Genomic DNA, 23926 nt, shown 5'->3' on the forward strand with positions numbered 1-23926 from the left:
AATTTAGGGGTGAAAAAATGGGCTTATGCCTTGGCCGACATTAAGCTTTCCAGAAAATCAAGGCTCATCTCCGTAAAGTCGTTGAAATTATAATTCGCTTCGGAAAGAACCTGGGCGTCTCCAATACCAATACTTACCATATTTGCATTGTTCGCCGCTTGTATACCTGCCACTGCATCCTCAAAAACAAGACATTCTTCCGGTGCAACGCCCAACTTACGGGCCGCGATCAAGAATACCTCTGGGTCAGGTTTTGCCTTGGTTACGTCATTGCCGTCTACAATGGCATCAAAATAAGATAAAAGATTTACTTTTTCCAAAATGGGCCGTGCGTTTTTACTTGCCGAGCCAAGGGCAATAGGAATATCCCTTTCCTTTAAAAAATTTAAGACCTTTGGCACATCCGGTAGAACTTCGGACGCATCCATTTTTCCTATGTATTCTAGATAGTCTTCATTCTTTTCAACCATCCAAGTATCAAATTGTTCTTGGGTTGCCGTAATACCTCCAATATCCAAAAGGATTTCCAAACACCTTTTACGGCTTACGCCTTTAAACAATTCATTCTGCTCTTTTGTAAATTCAAAACCCAATTCATTGGCCAGTTTCTTCCAAGCTAAGTAATGATACTTTGCGGTGTCTACAATTACGCCGTCTAGGTCAAATATAAATGCGGATGTGCTCATATAGTTTCAACGTATTAGATTATAATAATAGGTAACTCCTTAAAAAATTAATCCAGCAGTATTGGACCAACATCTATTTATTTATAGTAGAGCCTCTTTCTAGAAGAGTTGCCTCTATAACCTCTGTTTTATAGACTTCCTCTTCATCAAAACCAATTTCGTTCTCAAGCTTTTCAATTAACATCTCAGCCGCCCTTTCTCCCATTTTCTCTCCGTGTTGGGCAACAGTTGTTAATGTTGGAGAGGAGTAGCGGGACAAAAGTCCGTCCGTAAAGCCAATTACCGAAACATCTTCTGGAATCTTAAGCCCCTTCTTTTGAGCTGCGCCCATAAACAGTACTGCAAAAATTTCATTAACACACAACACCCCATCAAAACTTTCATTTTCAACAAAGTTCTCTATATAGGACTCTTCTATTCCTTTAAAAGGCAAAACTAAGGTTAACTTTTCATCATGGGCTATGTTATGGTCCAGAAGAGCCCTTTTATAACCTTCTGCCCTCTTTTCGCTAACGTTAAAATAACTTTCAGTAGTGACCAGTGCTATTTTCTTCTTTCCTTCGGCCAACATTTTCACAGTCGCATCGTAAGCAATCTGTTCATCGTTCATCACCACTTTATCACACTTAATTTCATCAATGACACGATCAAAAAGAACCAACGGAAAACCCTGCTCCATTACTTCTTTTAAATGACTAAAATCATTCTTCTGCTGAGTTTCCGCAGAAACGGACATAATAAAGCCGTCTATACTACCATTGGCAAGAAGTTCCATGTTGAACACTTCTTTATCGTACGATTCATCAGACACACATACAACCACGTTATAGCCATGTTCATTGGCACACTTCTCAATACCCCTAAAAACCGTAGTGAAAAAATGATGTACTATATCTGGAATAACAACACCTATATTCTTTGTCTTTCTATTTTTAAGACTTAAGGCTATAGTATTAGGTCTGTAATTATACAATTTTGCAAAGGCCTTTACCTTTTGCTTAGTGTCAGCACTTATCTCATCGCTATCTTTTAGCGCTTTTGAAACCGTGGAGATAGATACCTCTAATTCTTTAGCTATTTGTTTTAAAGTAATCTTTCGTTTCAAATCTTATGATTTTTGGATAGTGAAAATAAACTATAATATGAGTAAATGACAACCTTCTTAATTTTTTAACAACCTAACGGGTTTAACAGGTGATTTTAGCTCTTCTTCTATTAAAAATAAAACTGTATATTTGGAATTAGATATCAATTCCCCGATTTCAACCTTCACTTATTATTTATTCCATATTTATTCGATATTATAATTATTATAATCGAATTATATAAAAGTTATTAACACGAAACCGTTTTCGTAGTTTTCGCAAGCGCCCGTTCGTGTGTTTTAAGGCCAATTTTATATACATTTAACATTATTTTATAATTAAACTCAACTTAAAACATCTCATTTATGAAGATCATGCTACTAAAAAACCTGATTATGGTTGCGGCTTTCTTAAGCTTTGGCATAACACAGGCTCAAGATGTATCGGGAACTGTTTCCGACGCTAGTGGTCCGTTGCCGGGAGCAAGTGTTGTTATTAAAGGTACAACTAACGGAGCTCAAACGGACTTTGACGGAAACTATGCCCTGAGTGACGTTCCAGAAGACGCTACTTTAGTTTTCAGTTATATTGGCTTTGCCTCTCAAGAAGTAAAAGTAAATGGCCAATCCACTATTAATGTAACGTTACAAGAAGACGCGCAAGCCCTGGATGAAGTAGTTATTATTGGTTATGGCTCTACCACTGTAAAAGATGCTACAGGCTCAGTAGCCTCCGTTACTTCCGAAGACTTTAACAAAGGTGTGATTTCCTCACCTGAACAGTTAATACAAGGTAAGACGGCCGGTGTTCAAATATCACAATCAAGTGGTGAACCGGGAGCTGGAATTTCTTTAAGAATTAGAGGTACTGGTTCAGTAAGAGGAAATAACAGTCCATTATTCGTAATTGATGGAGTTCCTGTTTCTAACGAAAGTGTTTCTGCATCTGGTGCAGATGTTGGAGTTGGAACAAGTGGTTCCAAAAACCCGTTAAACTTCTTAAATCCTAATGATATTGAGAGTATGAGTATCTTAAAAGATGCCTCTGCTACAGCAATTTATGGTTCAAGAGGTGCTAATGGGGTTGTTGTAATTACCACCAAATCAGGTAAAGGCGGTGCTGATGGGCAGTGGAATTTCTCCACAAACCTAAATATAGCTCACGTTGCTGATGAATACGACCTATTGACAGCAGACGAGTTTATAGAGCGTGGAGGAGCTAATTTAGGTGGTTCTACCGACTGGCAAGATTATGTATTTAGAACCTCTGCCTCTGTTGACAACAATTTAGCTTATTCTAAAAATTATGGAAGTGGAAATGTTAGAGCAACTTTTGGATACTCTAAGCAATTTGGTGTTATTGAAAACACGGACCTAGAACGTATTACAGGTAGGATTAATGTAAACCAAAGATTTTTTGAGAACAAATTAACTGTTGGTTTTCAAGGGACGATTTCAAGAATTAATGACAGGGTGCCATTTGTTAGTAGAACTTCCGGTAGTCTTGGTGATTTATTAGCGGCGGCATACTATTCCAATCCAACGCTACCTTCCAACCCTAATGCAAGTGCAGAACCAGATAGAAATCCTGCCAACCTTTTAGAGTATTATGACGATAACACCAATACGAACAGAGTTCTTGGTAATCTTTCTTTAAACTATGATATTACTGATGAGTTTTCTGCCAAGTTAAATGTTGGGATAGACAAATCTGACTCTTCTAGAGGTCAAGTTGCAGGTCCACAAATACTTGCTTTACAAAACGGAGCCGCCAATAATGGTCGTGCCGCTGTAAGCAACTTGGATACAGAAAACCGTTTGATGGAATTTACCGTAAATTATAAAAAAGAGTTTGAGAACTCTAGATTAGATGTTCTTGCAGGTTATTCTTTTCAAGACTTCAACAGAAAAGGACAGAATATTTTAGGGCAAGGTTATGGTAGTTCCGATTTGAACCAAATCATTAAAACTACGGAACAGACGTATGACGACACCAAAAACCTCGCAAATAACTACCAAGCTTACGGTATAGGTGTATTTGCAGATGAACCAGATGCAGGTGATTTATTTAGAATATTGGGTCTTTTTCCAAATCCTAATGTAACCACTCAAGGTTTACCCGGTATTCCTATAGACGCTTTCGCTGTTGACACATTTGACACTACCGATGAGCTTCAGTCTTTCTTCGGAAGAGTAAATTATACTCTTTTTGACAAATACTTGTTTACTGGTACTTTTAGAGCTGATGGATCTTCAAGATTTGGTGACAATAACAAGTATGGTCTTTTCCCTTCAGCTGCCTTTGCATGGAAATTGAACCAAGAAGATTTTATTAACGAAGACACTTTTTCCACTCTTAAACTTAGATTAAGCTGGGGTATAACAGGTAATCAAGATGGTTTAGGCCACGGTAACTATCTTAACAGAACTAGATGGAGAAATGGAATACAGGGCAATGCACTATCCATTTCAGGAGGTTCTCAACTATCCTCTCCCGCTACTTCAGAAATTGCATTTGCCAACCCAGATTTAAAATGGGAAGAAACAACGCAGTATTCATTTGGTGTTGATTTTGGTTTTGGCGCAGATCGTTTTACCGGTAACATTGATTTATACCGAAAAGAAACTAGAGATATTCTATTGAACTTACCTGCTGTACAACCTGCAACTTCACCATTTGTATTTCAAAATGTAGACGGCGTTATCCTAAACCAAGGTATTGAACTAGGATTGGATTATGATATTGTACAATCTGAAGATTTTAACTGGAACGCCAATTTCAACATTGCTTATAACCAAAATGAGTTAACGGATTACAATGGTCCTAATATTCAAGCGGGAGATTTATTCGGACAAGGATTAACAGGTACTACATCACAAATCTTAACTGACGGAAAGCCATTGTTTACCTATAACTTAAGAAATGTAGATGAAAACTTTGTGGTAGATACAGACCCAACAATTCTTGATAAGTCCGGACTTCCTAAAATCACGTCTGGATTCTCTACTGGAGCTTCTTACAAAAATTGGGATGCCTCTTTGTTCTTTAGCGGTCAATTTGGTTTCTATGTATACAACAACACGGCCAATGCTCTTTTTGCGTCGCCACAAATTGGTAGCAGAAATAATTTAAAAAGCACTGTTGATGAGGGTGTAATCTTATCCGCAACCAATCCTAGTACCTACTTCTTAGAAAAAGGTGATTTTGTTAGGCTTCAATCTGCATCGGTTTCCTATAACGTTCCTTTAAGCGGCACAGGATATCTTAAAAGTTTGCGTCTAAGTCTTAATGGGCAAAATTTATTTTTGCTAACTGGCTATAGCGGATTAGATCCTGAAGTAAGTACTTCTAACATTCCAGCAAATGGTTTGCCCTCTGCTGCCATTGACTACCTTGCCTATCCTAGGCCAACAACTTACAGTTTAGGCATTAATGTTACTTTCTAAAAAAATTATTATGAAAAAAATAAAAATTTATATAAGCGCAGTACTTCTAATTCCAATGGCGTTTTCGTGTACGGATTTGGAAATAGAACCTACTGATTCACTAATTACCGATGGGTTTGCAGGCGTTGCCGATATAGAAGGAGAGGTATCAAACCTTTCTAACATTGTTGCCGGAGACCGTTTGGTAAATGCAGCCGGACTCTTTTCCCTAAACGAAGTAACCACAGATGAATACTTAGTTCCTACAAGAGGAACGGACTGGGGTGATAACGGTGCTTGGCTATCTCTTCATAAACAAAGCTGGAATGCAGAATTAGGAGACATAGTTGGAACATGGCAGCAACTTAACAGTGTTACTATCAATGCCACTCGTACTATTAGCGATAAAAGTACAGTTACTGCATCTGGAGACATAACCGAGTTAAAGGCACAGGCTAGATTTTATAGAGCTTGGGCAATGAATTGGATTTTGGATATGTGGAGACAGGTACCTTACAGAAATGTAAACTTACCAAATAGTGCCGTTCCAGATGTTTTAACAGGTCAAGTAGCCATAGATAGTATAGTAGCTGATTTAAATATTGCTATTCGTGATCTTCCGGTTGTAACCGCTAGTGATGATATCACCAGTAAATCTTCACCCACTAGAGCGGCAGCTAACTTATTGATGGCAAAACTTCACCTTAACAAGCACGTCTATCTTGATGGTACTCCGCAACCAGAGGATATGCAAGTAGTTATAGATGCAGTAGATGCAATTGCCGCAGATGGTTACACATTAGCCGCCCCAGGAGATTTCTTTGACATTTTCAGACCAAGTAATGATGTTGAAACTATTTGGTGGTCTCCAGGTGATGCCGGACAAAGAATCTGGCATACCTTACATTACAGCCAAAACTTCCCAGGCGCCAATGATGGTGGTGGATGGAACGGTTTTACAACTTTGGCTGAATTTTACGATTTGTTTGAAGGTCCTGCAGAAACAAACTACCCTGGCGACGGACAAGAGGAAAGAAGAGGATTGGTACATGATGCAAGTACTGCAAATGCCGAAAACCTAGGTATTGGAATAGGGTTCTTAATTGGGCAACAATACGAGCAAGATGGTACTCCATTAAACGCAAGAGATAACGTAGACGGTGTTCCCCTAGTATTTACAAGAGAAGTTGAACAAGCGGAATATACTTCTCCAGCCGACAATGCTCTATTGGAAACGTCTGGTATTAGAATGACCAAATACCACCCTAATGAAGAAGGAGGAGATAGAAGAACCCATATTGTAAGATATAGATATGCCGATGCCTATTTAATGAAAGCAGAAGCAATGTTTCGAATGGGCAATGATCCTTTAACCCTAATTAATGATTTAAGAACTGTGAGGGGTGCTTCTAGCTTAACTACAATTCAAGAAGCAGATTTATTAGCCGAAAGGGGTAGAGAATTGTATCAAGAACAATCAAGAAGACAAGACCTCATAAGGTTTGATCAATACCTAAGAGCATGGAACCTTAAGGATGCGGGTGATTCGCATTTGGAAATATTTCCAATTCCACAAGCTGATATACTTGCAAATCCAAACTTGGTTCAGAACCCAGGTTACTAAATTCTTTAATATTTAAGTGTTTAAAAGGCCGCCTCCGGGCGGTCTTTTTACATCTAGGCAAATAAAGTAAATCGATTTCTCGCCGTAGATTAAATAGATTCTAACTAGTAGATGTAAATCCTATAATTTATTTGCTTTCTACAGGAATTGCTATCTTGCATAGTATATAAAAGAACCCATTTCGTTAACAAGTACTGCAATTAAATTTAGAATAATCACGCTTTTAAAATATCGATGAATAAATCCATTCTATTAATTTTCGCATCTCTATTTTCATTAATAAGCTGCAAAAAAAAAGAAGGCAATTTATTTGAAAATCCTTCTTCGGAACAAACCGGGATTCTATTTGCCAATGAGCTTACAGAAACCGATGATCTGAATATTTTGGAATATCTCTATTTCTATAATGGAGGCGGTGTTGCTGTAGGAGATATAAATAACGATAGCCTTCCTGACATTTTCTTTTCGGGCAATCAAGTAAAGAACAAACTATACTTAAACCGCGGTGATCTTAAATTTGAGGATATAACGGAAAAATCCGGAATAGCAGGAAATAGTGATTGGAATACAGGTGCTGTTATGGGCGATGTAAATGGTGATGGATTATTGGACATATATATTTGTGCCGTTGCGGGTATTCAAGGCCTTAACGGTTATAACGAACTCTTTATTAACAATGGCATCTCTAGTTCAGGGGAAATAAGCTTTACCGAAAGAGCTGCGGAATACGGACTTGATTTTGACACCTACAGTTCTTCAGCGGCATTCTTAGATTATGACCTAGACGGAGACCTAGACATATATTTGTTGAACCATGCCGTACATACCCCTGAATCCTATGGCCGATCGGAGTTAAGGTTAGAAAGAAACTATCAGACTGGCGATAAACTTCTTAGAAACGATGGAACCAAATTTACTGATGTCAGTGAAGAATCCGGAATTTTTGGCGGCGCAAATGGATATGGCCTTGGTATTGCCATCTCTGATTTTAATCAAGATGGATGGCCGGATATCTATGTGGGAAATGATTTTCATGAAGACGATTATTATTACTTGAATAATGGGAATGGGACTTTTACTGAGAGCCTAAAAAAATATTTTGGACATACCTCTAGGTTTTCTATGGGTAATGATATTGCAGACATCAATCATGATGGCATGCCAGATATCCTTTCATTAGATATGCTACCCGAAGACGAGAAAGTTCTTAAATCTTCTCAAGGTGATGTTGAACCACAAATAATGAAACTCCAAACTGCAGATTATGGTTATCATTATCAATTCAGCCGCAACATGCTGCATTTAAATAGAGGTAATCAGTTTTCAGAAATTGGTTTACAATCAGGAATTGCAGCTACGGATTGGAGTTGGAGCGCACTATTTGCAGATTATAATCAGGATGGGGAACAAGATGTTTTTGTTTCCACAGGTATTCCAAAGCGCCCTAACGACCTAGACTACATAAATTTTGTGTCCTCTGAGCAGATAAGGAATAAAATAACCAACACTAAATTAATTGATCGCCAAGCCTTAAATAAAATGCCTTCAGGCAAAACACATAACTATATTTTTAAAGGTGGCCCCAAATTAAATTTTGTTGATAAATCTGGAGACTGGATTACAAAGGACAGCTTGGTTTCCGGTGCTACCGCTGCCGCAGATTTTGACAATGACGGAGATATAGATTTGGTAATTAATAATGTTAATGGGCCCGCTTCGCTTTACATTAACAAAACCGACCAAAAAGCGAATTACTTAAAATTAAATTTACGCTTTTCAGGAAAAAACCCTTACGCCATTGGCACCAAAGTATACTCATACCACAACAGCATATTACAATTTAGAGAGCTCTATACGGTAAGAGGGTTTCAATCTTCTTCGGAACCAATTATTCACTTTGGTTATGGAAATTATAAAAAAATAGATTCCCTCAAAATTGTTTGGCCTGACAGGACATATCAAATTATAAAAGACATAGCGGTTAACCAAACCCTTACTATAACTCCTCAAGACCCCAAACCTTTTGATTACAAATCACTAAAACCTAAACGCCAAAATTTATTTGAAAGGGTAAGTGGCAATCTAGGTATTAATTTTAAGCACAAAGAAGACAACTACTCTGATTTTAATAGACAAAAACTTATTCCTTATCAAATTTCAGATCGTGGTCCTGCAACCGCTATTGGTGACTTAAATGGAGATAATCAAATTGATATATTTTTTGGCGGCTCAAAATATATTCCTCCTAGAATTTTTATAGGATTAGATTCTGTTTTCGCTGAAAAAGTTATTCCTTCAATAACCAAAGACTCAATAAAAGAAGATGTGGTTGCCGTAATAGCAGACTTTGACAATGACTCCAAAAATGACTTGTTTGTGGGGTCTGGCGGCGCTGACTTTTTTGACAAATTAAAGCCTTTGTTAGATACATATTACAGCAATAATGACTCTGTATTTGAAACAAATTTATTACCTGAATATTTTGAAAACGCATCAGTTTTAAGGCCGAACGATATAGATGGAGATGGAGATTTGGATTTATTTGTAGGTAACCAAGTTGTAACTAACGATTTTGGAAAAAGCCCATCTTCCTATATTTTAATCAATAATAATGGTGAATTTTCAATTCAAGGAAATGAAGGATTAAAGGACGTTGGAATGGTTACCGATGCCATTTGGGACGATGTTGACAATGATGGTTTAAAAGATTTAATTGTGGTAGGTGAATGGATGGCTCCAACTTTCTTTAAGAACCAAAATGGAACTCTAAAAAGCATTTCTCTCCTAAACGAGGACTTAAATGGTCTTTGGCAAAAGATTTTGCCCTTTGATATTGACCACGATGGAGATACCGATTATCTCTTAGGTAATTGGGGAACCAACAGCAAATTTAAAGCATCCCCCAATCATCCGATGCGATTATATTATGGAGATTTTGACGAAAACGGTCAAACGGAAACGATTACCGCTTTAGAAAAGAACGGAAAGTACTTTCCACTTGAAGGCCTAGCCAATCTTTCATCTCAAATTGTTAGCCTTCGAAAAAAATTTACTAATTATTCCAGTTTTGCCGGCCGTACCGTTGAAGAAATTTTTGACAAAGAAACTCTCCGTAAATCCACAATTCTAGAAGTAAACGAACTCCAATCTGGTTATTTAAAAAACACAGATGGCAATTTTTCGTTTGTCCCATTTAAAGAAGAACTGCAAACCTCTCCTCTATTTTCATTTTTAAAATATGATTTTGACAAAAATGGTACCGAGGAAGTATTGGTTGCAGGCAATTATTTTGGAGTTAAGCCATACCATGGTAGATTTGATTCTTTTCCCGGAGCTATAGTTCAAAATGAAAACGAGATACTATTAGGAAATGAAATTGGTCTTGACTTTGCTCAAAAATCAATTAGACATATGAATATTATTGATTTAAAAAAACAAGCTTACCTTTTGGTTACGATAAATAATGATAGTGTTCAAGTATATAAATTAAATAACTAAAAGCTCTTATTTATATGCTAAGAAAATTTCTATTGGGCGCTGGGCTTATTTTACTAACAGCCTTGGTTTGGTATCTTTTTCTAAAACCAGAAGACTATCTGGCAACTCTCAAAATAAAGGCCAATCCCGGAACAATTAATCAAACTATAAAATTATGGGAAAGCACTTTAGAAGATTCCCGTATTATTGACCAACATCAATTAAATACTTTTGAACACCAAATTACAATCAATGACTCTACTTTTAATTACAAGTGGACCATTGAAAAAATAGACGACTCCCTATCCTTGACACAAGCTCATATAACGAATGTAAACCACTCCCTAAAAAGCAAATTACTAATGCTTTTTACAGATACTGATTTTGAAAAACGGTCAAAAAAAACAATTTTTCAATTTCACGAAAAAATCCAAGAACACCTTGATAATTTTAAAGTAACTATTATAGGCAAAGAGGTATTGTCAAATGCTTTTTGCGCCTACATTCCTTTAGAAAGCACCCAATTTGAAAAGGCTTCAAAAATGATGTCTAACTATCGCTTATTGGACAGGTTCGCTCTAAATCCAAATGTCCAAACCGATGGCCTCCCTTTCATTGAGGTTACCAAATGGAATATAGAAAAAGATAGTATTACATATAATTTTTGTTACCCCATCAAGAAAACAGACTCATTACCGGAACATAAAATTATTAAATACAAGGAGTTTAAGGGCGGCAATTCATTAAAAGCAGTTTATAACGGCAATTATATTACATCTGACAGGGCTTGGTACAGTCTATTGAACGAAGCTGAAAAATTAGGTATTAAAACTACTGGCACTCCTGTTGAAGTATTTTTTACCAACCCGAATATGGGGTCTAATGAACTTGAATGGGTGGCTGAAATATATTTACCCATAGTTGACAATAAAGATTAATGAAGATAGAAGTGGAATTATAGTAACACCACCATATACAACAGTAAAGAGGCCCTACATCATAAGGGCCTCTTTATGTTATAACTAACACCTAACTATTTATATCTCCAAATTTTAACACAATCAAATTATGGATATAATCCAAATAAAAGGAAATATTCCATAAATTAGCTATTCCACTTTTATAAGGATAGCTATGCAAATTTTTCGTCCACAACTTACCCCTTATACATTCTCACAAACCATTGATTCGGCTTCAATTGGGTATAAAAAAACTATAAAGACCTAAAATATATGTATCTAAACTGCCATACATATTATAGTCTTAGGTACGGTACCATCAAAACTGACGAACTTCTAAGTTTAGCCGCCCAAAACGGCTGTAAGACTTTAGCGTTAACGGATATTAACAATACTTCCGCCGGTCTTGATTTTGTTCGTTTAGCCCCTAAATATGGTATAAGACCTATCCTAGGAGTTGATTTTAGAAATGGTGCAAGTCAGCAATTTATCCTCCTTGCAAAAAACAATGAAGGTTATAAAAACATCAACTCTTATCTGTCCTCTTTTTTACACCAACCTGGTCTAGCCATACCTGAAAGACCTATTGAAATTGAAAACAGCTATATAATCTATCCTTTTGAAAAGGCAAGGAATTATAAGCTAAAGCAAAATGAGTATTTAGGAATTTCCTTAAAACAATTAACTGGCTTAAAGTTTTCAAAACAGAGCATTAACAAAGACCGTTTGGTACTACTCCATACCGTGTCTTTTCAAAGTAAAAGGGGATTTAATACCCACCGTCTATTAAGGGCCATTGACAATAATACGTTATTGAGCAAGTTGCCCGTACATGAACAAGGCCAAGAGACAGATCAATTTTTATCCGAAGATAAAATCAAACTTATTCACATTGATTTTCCGGAGATACTAGAAAACACATTGCGATTACTAAATAATTGTAACATTAAATTTGACTTCTCCGAAACCAAACCAAAGAACCAACGTGCATACTCTAACAATGAGGAGTTGGATTTTCGATTCCTTCAAAAATTAGCCCAACAAGGTATTCCATATCGTTATAAAAATGCAGCTCCGCAGATTTATACCCGTATAGACAAAGAATTGGCCATCATTAAGGAAAAAGGATTTGTTTCCTATTTTCTGATCAATTGGAAAATCTTAAAATACGCCCGTAGTAAAGGGTATTTCTATGTAGGCCGTGGCAGTGGGGCCAATAGTATTATAGCATACCTTTTACGCATAACCGATGTAGACCCAATAGAGCTTGACCTTTATTTTGAACGCTTTATAAATATACATCGTAGAAATCCACCTGATTTTGACATTGATTTTTCTTGGTCCGATAGGGACGATATTACTCAATTTATGTTCAAACAATTTAAGAACACTTCTCTTATAACCGTTTATAACACCTTTAAATTCAAGGCGTCCGTACGTGAACTGGGAAAAGTTTTTGGGTTACCAAAGTCCGAAATAGATATACTTACCAAAGGAAAATTCAATTTTAACCAACTGGATAATTTATCTCAACTGGTTTTAAAATACAGTCAATATATACAAGGCTTCCCAAACTACTTAGGTATTCATGCCGGAGGCGTTTTAATTTCCGAAGAACCCATTCATAGCTATTGCGCCACATTTATGCCTCCCAAAGGTTTTGCCACTGCACAAATAGACATGGTAGCGGCAGAAGATATTAGATTATACAAGTTTGATATTTTGAGTCAGCGTGGTCTGGGAAAAATAAAAGATGCCGTTGAAATTGTAAGAAAGAACCATCCTCTTCAAAAGCCCATAGATATTCATAATATTAAACGGTTCAAAAAGGACAAGCGCATTAAATACCTTTTAAAAAACGCCAAGGCCATAGGATGCTTTTATGTAGAATCTCCCGCCATGCGAATGCTTTTAAAAAAGCTGCAGGTAGATGATTATTTGGGCTTGGTGGCAGCTAGTTCCGTTATTAGGCCCGGTGTGGCAAAATCAGGAATGATGCGTGAATACATTTTACGTTACCGAAATCCTGAACGAAGAAAAGATGCTCATCCTGTGCTATTGAATATCATGCCCGAAACTTTTGGGGTCATGGTCTACCAAGAAGATGTTATTAAAGTAGCACACTATTTTGGGGGACTGAAACTTCATGAAGCAGATACGCTACGCCGTGGCATGTCCGGTAAATTCCGGTCGCGAGATGAATTCTTAAAAGTAAAACAACAATTTTTTGACAACTGTAAGGCCGATGAAAAGCCTGATGCCGTTACAAGTGATATATGGCGCCAAATTGAAAGCTTTGCCGGGTATGCTTTTGCCAAAGGACATTCTGCTTCATATGCCGTAGAAAGTTACCAGAGCCTGTTCTTAAAAGCGTACTACCCTCTAGAATATATGGTGGCAACGCTCAACAATGGCGGCGGATTCTATAGCCGTGAACTTTACGTTCATGAAGCAAAAATGCACGGAGGTATCATCCAAGCCCCGTGCATCAACCAAAGTGAATATCTGACCACTATTATGGGCAATACCATCTATCTTGGTTTTAGCTTTCTAAGAAGTTTGGAAACCCAAACTATAGAAAAAATATGCACAAACAGAGCCCGCTATGGCCCTTTCAAAAGCTTGGACAATTTTATTGACAGAGTTCCTGTTTCAGTAGAGCAAATTGCCATACTTATTAAAATTAATGCATTCCGTTTTACCGGAAAAAACAAACGAGAACTTCTATGGGCCGCCTATTTACAAACGAGCAAAACCCCAAAGGAAGAGCATGTTCCTACCCTTTTTCAACCCAAAAAAATATCCTACAAAACCCCTGAGCTAAAAAGTTCAGAATTAGAAAATGCATTTGATGAATATGAGCTGTTAGGGTTTCCCTTATGCAACCCTTTCGATTTGCTGGCAAACCCTAAAGAAAACACCTTAAAAGCAAACCAATTACTTCACTATAAAAATCGGGTAGTTACAATTGAAGGTTATTTAGTAGCTACAAAAAACACTTCAACTTCAAACGGAAAATCAATGCATTTTGGAACTTTTCTAGATAGGAACGGTGATTTTATAGATACCGTTCACTTTCCTCCCATAGCCGCAAAATTCCCTTTTAGGGGAAAAGGTATTTATTCTATAACCGGTAAAATAACCGAAGAATTTGAATGTATTACTATTGAGGTTATCAGCATGTACCACCAAGCAATCATTGAAGACCCCAGATATTCCGAAAACCCTAAAACCAGTGCCGTATAATGCCAGAGGAAAGAGCTATAGTACATATGGATCTTGATACATTCTTTGTATCGTGCGAACGCTTGTTGGACAGTCGCCTGAATAAAAAACCTATTTTAATAGGTGGTGTCTCTGACCGAGGCGTAGTAGCTTCATGCAGTTATGAAGCGCGGAAGTTTGGCATACATTCGGCCATGCCTATGCGTATGGCCAAGCAATTATGTCCGGAAGCTATAGTTTTAAGGGGCAATGCAGCCACCTATAGTAAATTTTCCAATTTGGTTACAGATGTGATTAAGGACAGCGTTCCCCTTTATGAAAAAAGCTCGGTAGACGAATTCTATATAGATTTAACGGGAATGGACAGATTCTTTGGGTGCCACCAAATAGCTATTGAACTTAGGGAAAAAATCATGAACGAGACAGGGCTACCCATCTCCTTTGGATTATCTATAAACAAGACCGTTTCCAAAATTGCAACGGGAGAAGCCAAACCCAACAACCAGATTAGAATTTTTAAAGGCACCGAAAAGCCTTTTTTGGCCCCATTATCCGTTAGAAAAATACCCATGGTTGGTGAAGTTACCTATAAATCGTTATGTGATTTGGGAATCAAAAAAATAGTAACCGTTCAAGAAATGCCAATGCAATTAATGCATAAGGTATTGGGGAAAAACGGGTTGTCTATTTGGAAAAAAGCCAACGGTATAGACAACAGTCCCGTGATTCAATACCACGAGCGAAAATCCATTTCTACGGAACGAACCTTTGACAAGGATACAACGGACATTAAAAAACTTAAGAGTATTATTATTGCAATGACCGAAAATCTAGCTTACCAATTACGAAGAGGCCATAAATTAACCGCCTGTGTTACCTTTAAAATTAGGTATTCGGATTTTCAAACCTATACACAACAACAGCGAATACCATATAGTTCTTTGGACAGCAGCATCTTGCCCGTAGTCTTAAACCTCTTTGAGAAACTGTATAATAGACGTCTGCTGGTACGCTTGATCGGGGTTAGGTTTAGTCATTTGGTAGAAGGAGGACATCAAATTAATCTGTTCGAAGACAATGAAAAGCAAATACGTCTAAGCTTGGCCATAGACAAAATGCGTGAACGGTACGGAGACCGTTCCGTTATTAGTGCCGCTGGTATGGAAGCTAAAAGTATTAGCCGATGGAACCCGTTTTCAGGAGAACCGCCTCCCCTTTTGCCCAACAGAAGAAGGTAATAGTGTATCCTGAAAAGAAAAAACCTTGCACAGAAGTAATCCGTACAAGGCCTTAAATTATATAAGCTGTTCTTTATTTTGCAAAATAGACATATAGTGCCACTACGATAAAGCAGATTGCAATACCCACCTGCTTCACATATTTGTAAGGCTCAATAGAGACTTGTTTGGTATACTCCAATTCAAATGGTTTTTCGTTAGGATATATTTTACCTATAACCAACATAATAGCCGCATTCAACACGAACAAAATAGCCATAACGTGAATAAAGTGTGGATAAGCTTCCGCTTTCACCAATGCCAATGCATCAACATCTGTTATACCGGCCGCAGCGGCCTCTTCCAACGCCCCATCAACAAACATGGGCTGTAAATAAAATTGACTGAAACAGTACAATACAACACCAGCAATAATACCGATTTTTGCCGCGATGGCAGGAACCCTTTTTGTAAGATACCCCACCACGATTATCGTAAATATTGGAATCGTATAAATACCGTTCAACTCTTGCAAGTAGGCAAAAAGACTGCCTGCATTAGATATTAACGGCGCAATAAGCATAGCGCCTACTGCCAAAACAACACCAAAAATCTTACCATATTTTACCACCGTTTGTTCCGTAGCTTCCGGATTAATATGCTGCTTGTACACATCAAGCCCAAAAAGGGTTACAGAGCTGTTCAACACACTGTTAAACGAACTCAAAATAGCCCCAAAAAGTACTGCTACGAAAAACCCTACCAGATACTTTGGCAATACTGCATTTACCAATGCCGGATACGCTTGATCTGGCATTTCCAGTCCACCTTGAAAATAATGGAAAGCAATAATACCGGGAAGCACCACGATTAACGGTCCTAAAATTTTAATAAAAGAAGCTAGCAATAACCCCTTTTGACCTTCGGCCAAGTTTTTCGCTCCTAAAGCTCTTTGAATAATTTGCTGGTTTGTACCCCAGTAGAACAAGTTAATAAGCATCATACCCGTAAACAGAGTTGAAAATGGCACACTGTTAGTTACTTCTCCTGTTGAATCAAACTTCTCAGGATTTGCTTGATAAAGGACATCCAAACCTTCAAATACACTTCCATCACCAATAGCCATCAGTCCAAAAACAGGGATTAGAAGTCCGCCGATCAAAAGTCCAACCGCATTAATCGTATCTGACACCGCTACAGCCTTTAGTCCTCCAAAAACGGCATAAATAGAACCAATAATACCAATACCCCATATACTTAAGTTCAGTGCCGTACCATCGGAGACACCCAACATCGTAGGTAAATCAAACATAGTACTGATCGCAAGCGCTCCAGAATATAGAATAGTTGGCAACAACACCACAACATACCCTGTAAGAAACAAGATAGACGTTAGTGTTTTTGTTGTTACATCATACCTATCTTTAAGGAATTGAGGAACCGTAGTTATACCCCCTTTTAAATACCTTGGCAATAAGAAAATGGCAGTAACCACCATAGCAATAGCCGCTAAAGTCTCCCAGGCCATAACCACAATTCCTTCGGTATAAGCTTGTCCGTTAAGACCAACAATTTGTTCGGTAGAGAGGTTGGTCAATAACAATGACCCCGCAATAACTCCAGCCGTTAAACTCCTTCCTCCTAAAAAGTAACCGTCCGAAGAATTTTCATCGGTTGTACGTGTTGCAAAATAAGATATTATGGCCACCAAAGCGGTAAAGCCTATAAAGGACAAAATTCCGATCATTATAAATTGGTTTGATATTTCGGTTAAATATATTGGATTATTTACGAAAAACTTAAAGATTAACGGACAATAAATACGAAATCACGTTTGACACAAAAAAAGGATGAAATTTCACGGGACTGTAATTTCCTATACCTCTGGGCATTGATTATCTTGCAGACGATTTTGACTATGAGAAAAGTACTATTTTCAATTTGGGTTGGGACGCTGTCCTTTTTAATGATTTCCTGCTCAGAAAAAAAGCAAGAACCCACTACTTTATTTCAAAAATTAGAAGCCGCTCACCAATAACAAATCACTATAAATCAACCGAATGCAAAGTTTCATTTAATTGAAATTTACTTACGAAAACGATAGAGTTCAATAATTTTCAAAAAAGCCTTAACCAACTATTGCAGAAGCACCCACAATTCATGATATTGCAGTAGATGATACCACACAATACTCCTTTTAGCATGAACGGCAAAACATTTTTTTTTGGATTTTTTTTGATATTTGCTTTTCTAATACATGTTTCATGTAATTCAGAAAAGGAGAAAAAAACTACCGAGACTCCAAAGAAAGAAACCTTATTTAGTCTAATCTCGGGAGAGGAAACAGGTATTGATTTTATCAACGCCGTAGAGAACCAGAAGAATTTTAACATTTTTAAATACCGTAATTTTTATAACGGAGGAGGCGTAGCTATCGGAGATATCAATAATGATGGATTGGCAGACATTTACCTTTCTGCCAATATGGGGCCTAACAAACTTTACCTGAACAAAGGCGATTTTAATTTTGAGGATATTTCTGAAAAAGCCGGTGTTACTGGCAACAAACCGTGGTCTACAGGAGTGGCCATGGCAGATATTAATGCAGACGGTTTACTTGACATTTACGTAAGTAATGCAGGGAACATGGAAGGCAACAACCATGATAACGACCTTTACATCAATAATGGAGACCTTACTTTTACGGAAAAAGCAAAAGAATTCAATCTTGCGGAAACTGGTTTCTCCACACATGCCTCTTTTTTTGATTATGACAAAGACGGAGACCTAGATGCCTACATCTTAAATAACAGCAACATACCCGTTAGCAGTTTGGGCTACGCAGAACAACGTAGTGTTCGGGCTCAAGACTGGGAGGGTGTTCCACACATTTTTAGAGGTGTTGGCGACATGCTTTTACGAAACGATAATGGAAAATTCACGGATGTAAGTGAAGATGCCGGCATTTATGGTAGCTTAATTGGATTTGGTCTTGGTGTTATGGTAAGTGATATTAACGGAGACCTTTGGCCGGACATCTATGTTTCTAACGATTTTTATGAGCGCGATTACCTTTACATCAATCAAAAGGATGGCACCTTTAAAGAAGAAATAAAAGAATGGACCTCTCACTTATCGCTGTCGGCAATGGGCATAGACATGGCCGATATCAACAATGATGGTAATGCGGACATTTTTATTACAGATATGCTTCCGGAAGGTGACCAGCGGGTTAAATCGGTTATGGAATTTGAAGGTTATAATGTCTTTAAACTAAAGCAGAGCAAAGATTTTTATCAGCAGTACATTCAAAATACACTACAACTGAACAATGGTAACGGTTCGTTTTCGGAAATAGCATATCATAGTGGTGTAGCAAAAACAGATTGGAGTTGGGCCGGATTATTATTTGACATGGACAATGATGGTCTACGAGACATATTTATTACCAATGGTGTAAACCATGACCTTACCGATCTTGATTTTATAGATTTCTTTGCCAATGAAATCATACAAAAAATGGCCCTTACCGGTAAAAAAGAATCTATAGATTCCATTATAAACAAAATGCCAGTTGCTCCACAGCACAACTATGCCTATCGCAATAATGGTGATATTACATTTAACGATGCAGGGGTAGAATGGGGATTTGAGCTACCTAGCTTATCCAACGGTGCGGCATATGGAGATTTAGATAACGACGGTGATCTTGACTTAGTCGTGAACAATGTAAACATGCAATCGTTCGTATATAAAAATAACACTAGTGAAACAACGGACAACCATTATATTAAGCTAAAATTTGAAGGTCAAGGCCAGAATCCGTTTGCAGTAGGTGCCAGTATTAAAATGTACTACGAAGACCAAATTGTCTTTCAGGAATTGATTCCCTCACGTGGTTTTCAATCTTCGGTAGATTATGTAATGGATATTGGTCTTGGGGAGACCACTACGGTTGATTCTCTTCGTGTTATTTGGCCCGATGATTATACGCAGAAGCTGGAAAACATTTCTGCTGATCAGCTTTTAACATTAAAACGATCGGATGCCACAGAAAAATATGTTCCACAAAAACCATCGAACAAAAAGACACTACTCACCGAAATAAACGAAACAAAGTTAGAATCACACGAAGAAGATTCGTATCAAGATTTTGATTATGAAGGACTTATTTCCAAACTTATATCTCAAGAAGGCCCTGCATTAGCAATAGGTGATGTAAATGACGATGGTAACGAAGATATCTTTATAGGAGGAGCCGAAGGCCAATCCGGTATAGTATACACCCATTCCGGAAACGGGAAACTCTCAAAAAAACCGCTGAACTTAGATATTGATTTTGACGATACAGCCGCTGCATTTTTTGATGCCGATGGAGATGGTGACCAAGATTTGGTCATAGGCACAGGTGGCAATCGTATTAACAAGGAAAATTCATATAAGCCTAGGTTATACCTGAATGACGGAAGAGGGAATTTCAGCAAAAGTACGGAGGACCTACCCTCGGCCTTTAAGAACATTTCGGTTATTTCGCCACAGGATTTTGATAATGATGGTGATATTGACCTTTTTGTTGGCTCCAGAAGTGTGGTGGGCACTTATGGTGTAGATCCGGACCATCTGTTTTTGGAGAACCAAGGTGAAGGAAAATTCATTGATGCCACCGAAAGGCTAGCATACGACCTTAAAGATGCCGGTATGGTTACGGATGCGGTTTGGGCAGATGTAGATGGTGACAATAAGAAAGATTTGCTAACCGTATCCGATTGGGGCAGACCTAACATTTATAAGAATTCCGGAAGAAGACTTAGTCGGCTTTCTACATCACTTGACAGCTTATACGGTTGGTGGAACACGGTAGAAGCCGTAGATCTTGACAAAGATGGCGACATGGACTTAATATTGGGTAACCAAGGTACAAACGTGCCCTATGAAGCCGATAAAGAGCACCCCATGAAACTATGGATTAACGACTATGACAACAATGGCACATTAGAACAGATTACTACTCGCGGTTTTGACGGAAAGGATTATCCCATCCACCAGAAAAAAGAATTGACCGGACAAATCGTATCCTTAAAAAAGCAAAGTTTAAAAGCTTCCGAATACGCCAAGAAAACCATAGGAGAACTTTTTCCAAAAGAAATTTTTGACCGTAGCATCGTTAAAGAAGCCAACACTATGGAATCCGTAATTGCAATTAACGAAGGCGGTGGCAAATTCACTATTAAAAAATTGCCATCGCGTGTTCAACTATCATGTGTCTGCGGTATTACTTGTGCCGATATTGATAAGGACGGAAATTTAGACCTTATCATGGCCGGGAACAACTTTGAGTTCAAGCCACAATATTCCCGTTTGGATGCCAGCTACGGTAATGTGCTTTTAGGTGATGGAAACCTGAACTTTAAATGGCAAGATTATAACACCAGCGGGTTTTTCCTCAAGGACGAGGTAAAACATCTGAAACAATTTAAAGACAAAAATGGAAAAACCTTTCTCATTGCTGCCATAAACGATAGTGCACCTAAAATTTATGCTTTAGACTAAATATCATTTTCAAATATTTCAAACAAGCTGGAAAACTGAGCTTAGTACGTTTTCAACCAACCTTATCTCAATTCTTTTCCAGGCACATTGATTAAAGCTGAAAATAATGTAATTTTAAGCGCTAAAATCGGGTTAGACCTTAGTCAAAAATCCGTAAGTGATTTGAATATCCTTAATCTAGGAACAGAAAAATACCTCTTGGTTACCTTAAATAACGACAGCCCCCAAATCTATAGGCTGAAAAGAAAACAAAAGACAAATGAATAAGATTTTTATCGTACTCCTTTCGCTTGTTTTTGCGATTTCGTGTAAAGCCCCGCAAAAAGAAGAATCTATTACTATTAGCCCAGAAGACCTTAACGCTTCAATAGACCAGGTAACGGAGATTATGATTCATGATATATTCTCGCCTCCTGTAGCCAGTAGAATTTTTGCCTATCCTAACGTTGCCGCTTATGAGATTATGGCTATGGCCAATGACGATTACAGACCGCTGGCAGGACAACTAAACGGACTCACATCTATTCCTGCACCAGATACTACCAAAGTCATCAACTATGACCTTTCCGCAATGGTGGCACATATGGAACTAAGCAAAAGGCTGATATTTTCAGAAGACCGGATGGAAGCTTTACGCGATAGTCTTTATACGATATGGCAAGGCAAGAACCCAGTTCTGTTCAATAGTTCCAAAGAGTATGGCCTACAGGTAGCGGACCATATAGCCCAATGGATGAGCAAAGACAATTATGCACAAACGCGAACCATGCCCAAATTTACGGTAGATGCAGACGATGAAACAAGATGGCAGCCTACTCCTCCTGCTTACATGGACGGTATTGAACCCCACTGGAATAAAATAAGACCATTTGCAATAGACTCAGCAGCACAATTCAAACCAATTCCTCCACCGGCATTTTCCCTTGAGGAAGATTCCCATTTTTATAAAGAGCTTAAAGAAGTATATGATATAAGTAATAAAATTACAGAAGAAGGTGACGCTTCCGAAGAAATTCAAATTGCTCAATTTTGGGATTGCAACCCTTATGTTTCGGTTACACGGGGTCACCTTATGTTCGCAACCAAGAAAATAACTCCGGGAGCACACTGGATGGGTATAGCAAAAATTGCAGCGCGCAAAACCAACAGTGACTTCCATCAAGCCTTATACGCGTATACCAAGGCCTCAGTAGCAATGGCAGATGCGTTTATAAGCTGTTGGGACGAAAAGTACAGAAGTAACCTTATTCGCCCTGAAACCCTGATAAACCAACATATAGATGACAGTTGGAAACCGGTACTACAGACCCCACCATTTCCCGAGTATACAAGTGGCCACAGCGTTGTTTCCGGAGCGGCTTCAGTAGCCCTAACGGATGTTTTTGGCGAAAATTTTGCTTTTGATGATGATACAGAAGTGCCTTATGGCCTTCCTGTTCGTAGTTTTACATCCTTTGAGCAAGCTGCCAATGAAGCTGCAATCAGTAGAATGTACGGAGGCATTCATTACCGAGCTGCGGTTGAAGTGGGCGTTAAACAAGGTAGGGACTTAGGCAAGTTCGTAGTTGAAAAACTCAAAATGAAAAATAGCAACGCAATGGCCCAAAACTGAGCCTAACTTTTTTATAATTAAACTCTGCTATTGAGAGCACAACTCCCTATAAATTTAAGGACATCCGCTTAATCATCCTGCACAAATAGCACGGAAACAAGTTAGAGTGGAAAGCTGAAATTTTCATGCCTATACAAGACCAAAAAGAGGAATAGAGTGTACCTTTGCTCCCTAAAAACACGTTGCAATGAAAGTAATGGCAAAACACTTTTCACTCCAAGTCATGGCTCTTTTTCTTTTTTACAGCTGTTCCAATCACGGTCAGTTAGCTTATGTAACAAAGTTACCAAGTAGTCTAAAAGAAAATTCCGGGATAGCTACGTACACAAATGATGCAGCATGGTTCATTGAGGACAGCGGCAATGATGATGTCATTACCAAAGTGGATTTCAAAGGAGAAATCCTAAAGGAGTTTAAGGTAAAAAATGCCAAAAACCATGATTGGGAAGACCTTACGGAAGACAAAAAAGGCAACTTATACATAGGTGACTTTGGCAATAACGCTAGTGACCGTAAAGATTTGGTAATCTATAAACTCCCCAACCCCGAATATGAAACCGGAGACCATATTACCGCGGAGCAAATAGCCTTTAAATACCCCGAGCAAAAACGTTTTCCTCCTAAAAAAAAAGAGCGTTATTATGATGCTGAAGCGTTCTTTCACTATAACAACTACCTTTATATTTTTACAAAAAATAGGGCTAATCCGTTTAGCGGAGAATCGCTAATATATAGAGTTCCCGATACCAAAGGAGATTATGATGCCGAATACTTGGGCAGGTTAAAAACATGTGATGACTGGGATACTTGTAAAGTTACTTCTGCCGATATTTCTCCCGATGGAAAAACTGTAGTTCTCTTGGGCTCAGGAAAGCTATGGACCTTATCTGAATTTGATTTGGAAAATTTACCCGAAAGCACCTTAAAAGAAACGGACCTCATGGTACGTACCCAACTAGAATCTGTGAGTTTTGTAGATAATACTACCCTTTTACTTTCTGATGAAGAGACAAAAAAAGAGGGCGGAAATCTATATAAGTATACTCTTAAATAAACGCCTGCCCCC

General features: G+C 38.0%; 12 protein-coding genes. 9 read left to right on the forward strand and 3 right to left on the reverse strand.

The window, feature by feature from the left end; translation table 11 throughout:
• Positions 1-23: 23 nt before the first annotated feature.
• Together pgmB and Q4597_RS00985 are read right to left on the reverse strand one after the other, a co-directional pair.
• Positions 24-686 carry a beta-phosphoglucomutase gene (pgmB, locus tag Q4597_RS00980; protein ID WP_303404419.1) on the reverse strand — a complete coding sequence of 221 codons (663 nt, stop codon included), beginning with the start codon at positions 684-686 and terminating at the stop codon, positions 24-26.
• Positions 687-759: 73 nt separating this feature from the next.
• Positions 760-1791 carry a LacI family DNA-binding transcriptional regulator gene (locus tag Q4597_RS00985; protein ID WP_303404420.1) on the reverse strand — a complete coding sequence of 344 codons (1032 nt, stop codon included), beginning with the start codon at positions 1789-1791 and terminating at the stop codon, positions 760-762.
• A 345-nt stretch (positions 1792-2136) separates the two neighbouring features.
• Between Q4597_RS00985 and Q4597_RS00990 the strand changes: the two genes are divergently transcribed.
• From Q4597_RS00990 to dinB, 6 genes are all read left to right on the forward strand, one after another.
• A complete protein-coding gene (locus Q4597_RS00990) occupies positions 2137-5217 on the forward strand; it encodes a SusC/RagA family TonB-linked outer membrane protein (protein WP_303404421.1) in 3081 nt (1026 codons plus the stop codon).
• Between the two features lie 10 nt (positions 5218-5227).
• The gene (locus Q4597_RS00995; protein WP_289037196.1) at positions 5228-6820 is read left to right on the forward strand and encodes a RagB/SusD family nutrient uptake outer membrane protein; all 1593 of its coding nucleotides are present in this window, start codon (positions 5228-5230) and stop codon (positions 6818-6820) included.
• Between the two features lie 234 nt (positions 6821-7054).
• Positions 7055-10318 carry a VCBS repeat-containing protein gene (locus Q4597_RS01000; RefSeq protein WP_303404422.1) on the forward strand — a complete coding sequence of 1088 codons (3264 nt, stop codon included), beginning with the start codon at positions 7055-7057 and terminating at the stop codon, positions 10316-10318.
• Between the two features lie 14 nt (positions 10319-10332).
• A complete protein-coding gene (locus tag Q4597_RS01005) occupies positions 10333-11235 on the forward strand; it encodes a GyrI-like domain-containing protein (RefSeq protein WP_303404423.1) in 903 nt (300 codons plus the stop codon).
• 294 nt (positions 11236-11529) lie between these two features.
• The gene (locus tag Q4597_RS01010) at positions 11530-14502 is read left to right on the forward strand and encodes a DNA polymerase III subunit alpha (RefSeq protein ID WP_303404424.1); all 2973 of its coding nucleotides are present in this window, start codon (positions 11530-11532) and stop codon (positions 14500-14502) included.
• On the forward strand, positions 14502-15719 hold the full coding sequence (dinB, locus tag Q4597_RS01015; RefSeq protein ID WP_215913774.1) for a DNA polymerase IV: 1218 nt from the start codon (positions 14502-14504) through the stop codon (positions 15717-15719). Before Q4597_RS01010 ends, dinB begins: the two co-directional genes overlap by 1 nt.
• Positions 15720-15792: 73 nt before the next feature.
• Here the strand turns inward: dinB and Q4597_RS01020 are convergent, their stop codons facing one another.
• Positions 15793-17445: a solute:sodium symporter family transporter gene (locus tag Q4597_RS01020; RefSeq protein ID WP_303404425.1), complete on the reverse strand. Its 1653-nt coding sequence runs from the start codon at positions 17443-17445 to the stop codon at positions 15793-15795.
• A gap of 455 nt (positions 17446-17900) precedes the next feature.
• Between Q4597_RS01020 and Q4597_RS01025 the strand changes: the two genes are divergently transcribed.
• The 3 genes from Q4597_RS01025 (at position 17901) to Q4597_RS01035 (ending at position 23914) form a co-directional block, all read left to right on the forward strand.
• On the forward strand, positions 17901-21248 hold the full coding sequence (locus Q4597_RS01025) for a VCBS repeat-containing protein (RefSeq protein WP_303404426.1): 3348 nt from the start codon (positions 17901-17903) through the stop codon (positions 21246-21248).
• A 259-nt stretch (positions 21249-21507) separates the two neighbouring features.
• Positions 21508-22860, forward strand: coding sequence for a vanadium-dependent haloperoxidase (locus Q4597_RS01030; RefSeq protein WP_303404427.1), 1353 nt, complete (start codon positions 21508-21510; stop codon positions 22858-22860).
• A gap of 187 nt (positions 22861-23047) precedes the next feature.
• Positions 23048-23914: a hypothetical protein gene (locus Q4597_RS01035; RefSeq protein ID WP_303404428.1), complete on the forward strand. Its 867-nt coding sequence runs from the start codon at positions 23048-23050 to the stop codon at positions 23912-23914.
• Positions 23915-23926: the final 12 nt, after the last annotated feature.

Origin of the sequence: Zobellia sp. 1_MG-2023, from assembly GCF_030549125.1 — a bacterium.
Taxonomy (GTDB): domain Bacteria; phylum Bacteroidota; class Bacteroidia; order Flavobacteriales; family Flavobacteriaceae; genus Zobellia; species Zobellia russellii.

Coding starts and splice junctions, on each gene's coding strand:
- Q4597_RS00990 (WP_303404421.1), top strand. CDS start 2,137: ATGAAGATCATGCTACTAAAAAACCTGATTATGGTTGCGGCTTTCTTA.
- Q4597_RS01010 (WP_303404424.1), top strand. CDS start 11,530: ATGTATCTAAACTGCCATACATATTATAGTCTTAGGTACGGTACCATC.
- Q4597_RS01000 (WP_303404422.1), top strand. CDS start 7,055: ATGAATAAATCCATTCTATTAATTTTCGCATCTCTATTTTCATTAATA.
- Q4597_RS00995 (WP_289037196.1), top strand. CDS start 5,228: ATGAAAAAAATAAAAATTTATATAAGCGCAGTACTTCTAATTCCAATG.
- dinB (WP_215913774.1), top strand. CDS start 14,502: ATGCCAGAGGAAAGAGCTATAGTACATATGGATCTTGATACATTCTTT.
- Q4597_RS01035 (WP_303404428.1), top strand. CDS start 23,048: ATGAAAGTAATGGCAAAACACTTTTCACTCCAAGTCATGGCTCTTTTT.
- pgmB (WP_303404419.1), bottom strand. CDS start 686: ATGAGCACATCCGCATTTATATTTGACCTAGACGGCGTAATTGTAGAC.
- Q4597_RS01030 (WP_303404427.1), top strand. CDS start 21,508: ATGAATAAGATTTTTATCGTACTCCTTTCGCTTGTTTTTGCGATTTCG.
- Q4597_RS01025 (WP_303404426.1), top strand. CDS start 17,901: ATGAACGGCAAAACATTTTTTTTTGGATTTTTTTTGATATTTGCTTTT.
- Q4597_RS01020 (WP_303404425.1), bottom strand. CDS start 17,445: ATGATCGGAATTTTGTCCTTTATAGGCTTTACCGCTTTGGTGGCCATA.
- Q4597_RS01005 (WP_303404423.1), top strand. CDS start 10,333: ATGCTAAGAAAATTTCTATTGGGCGCTGGGCTTATTTTACTAACAGCC.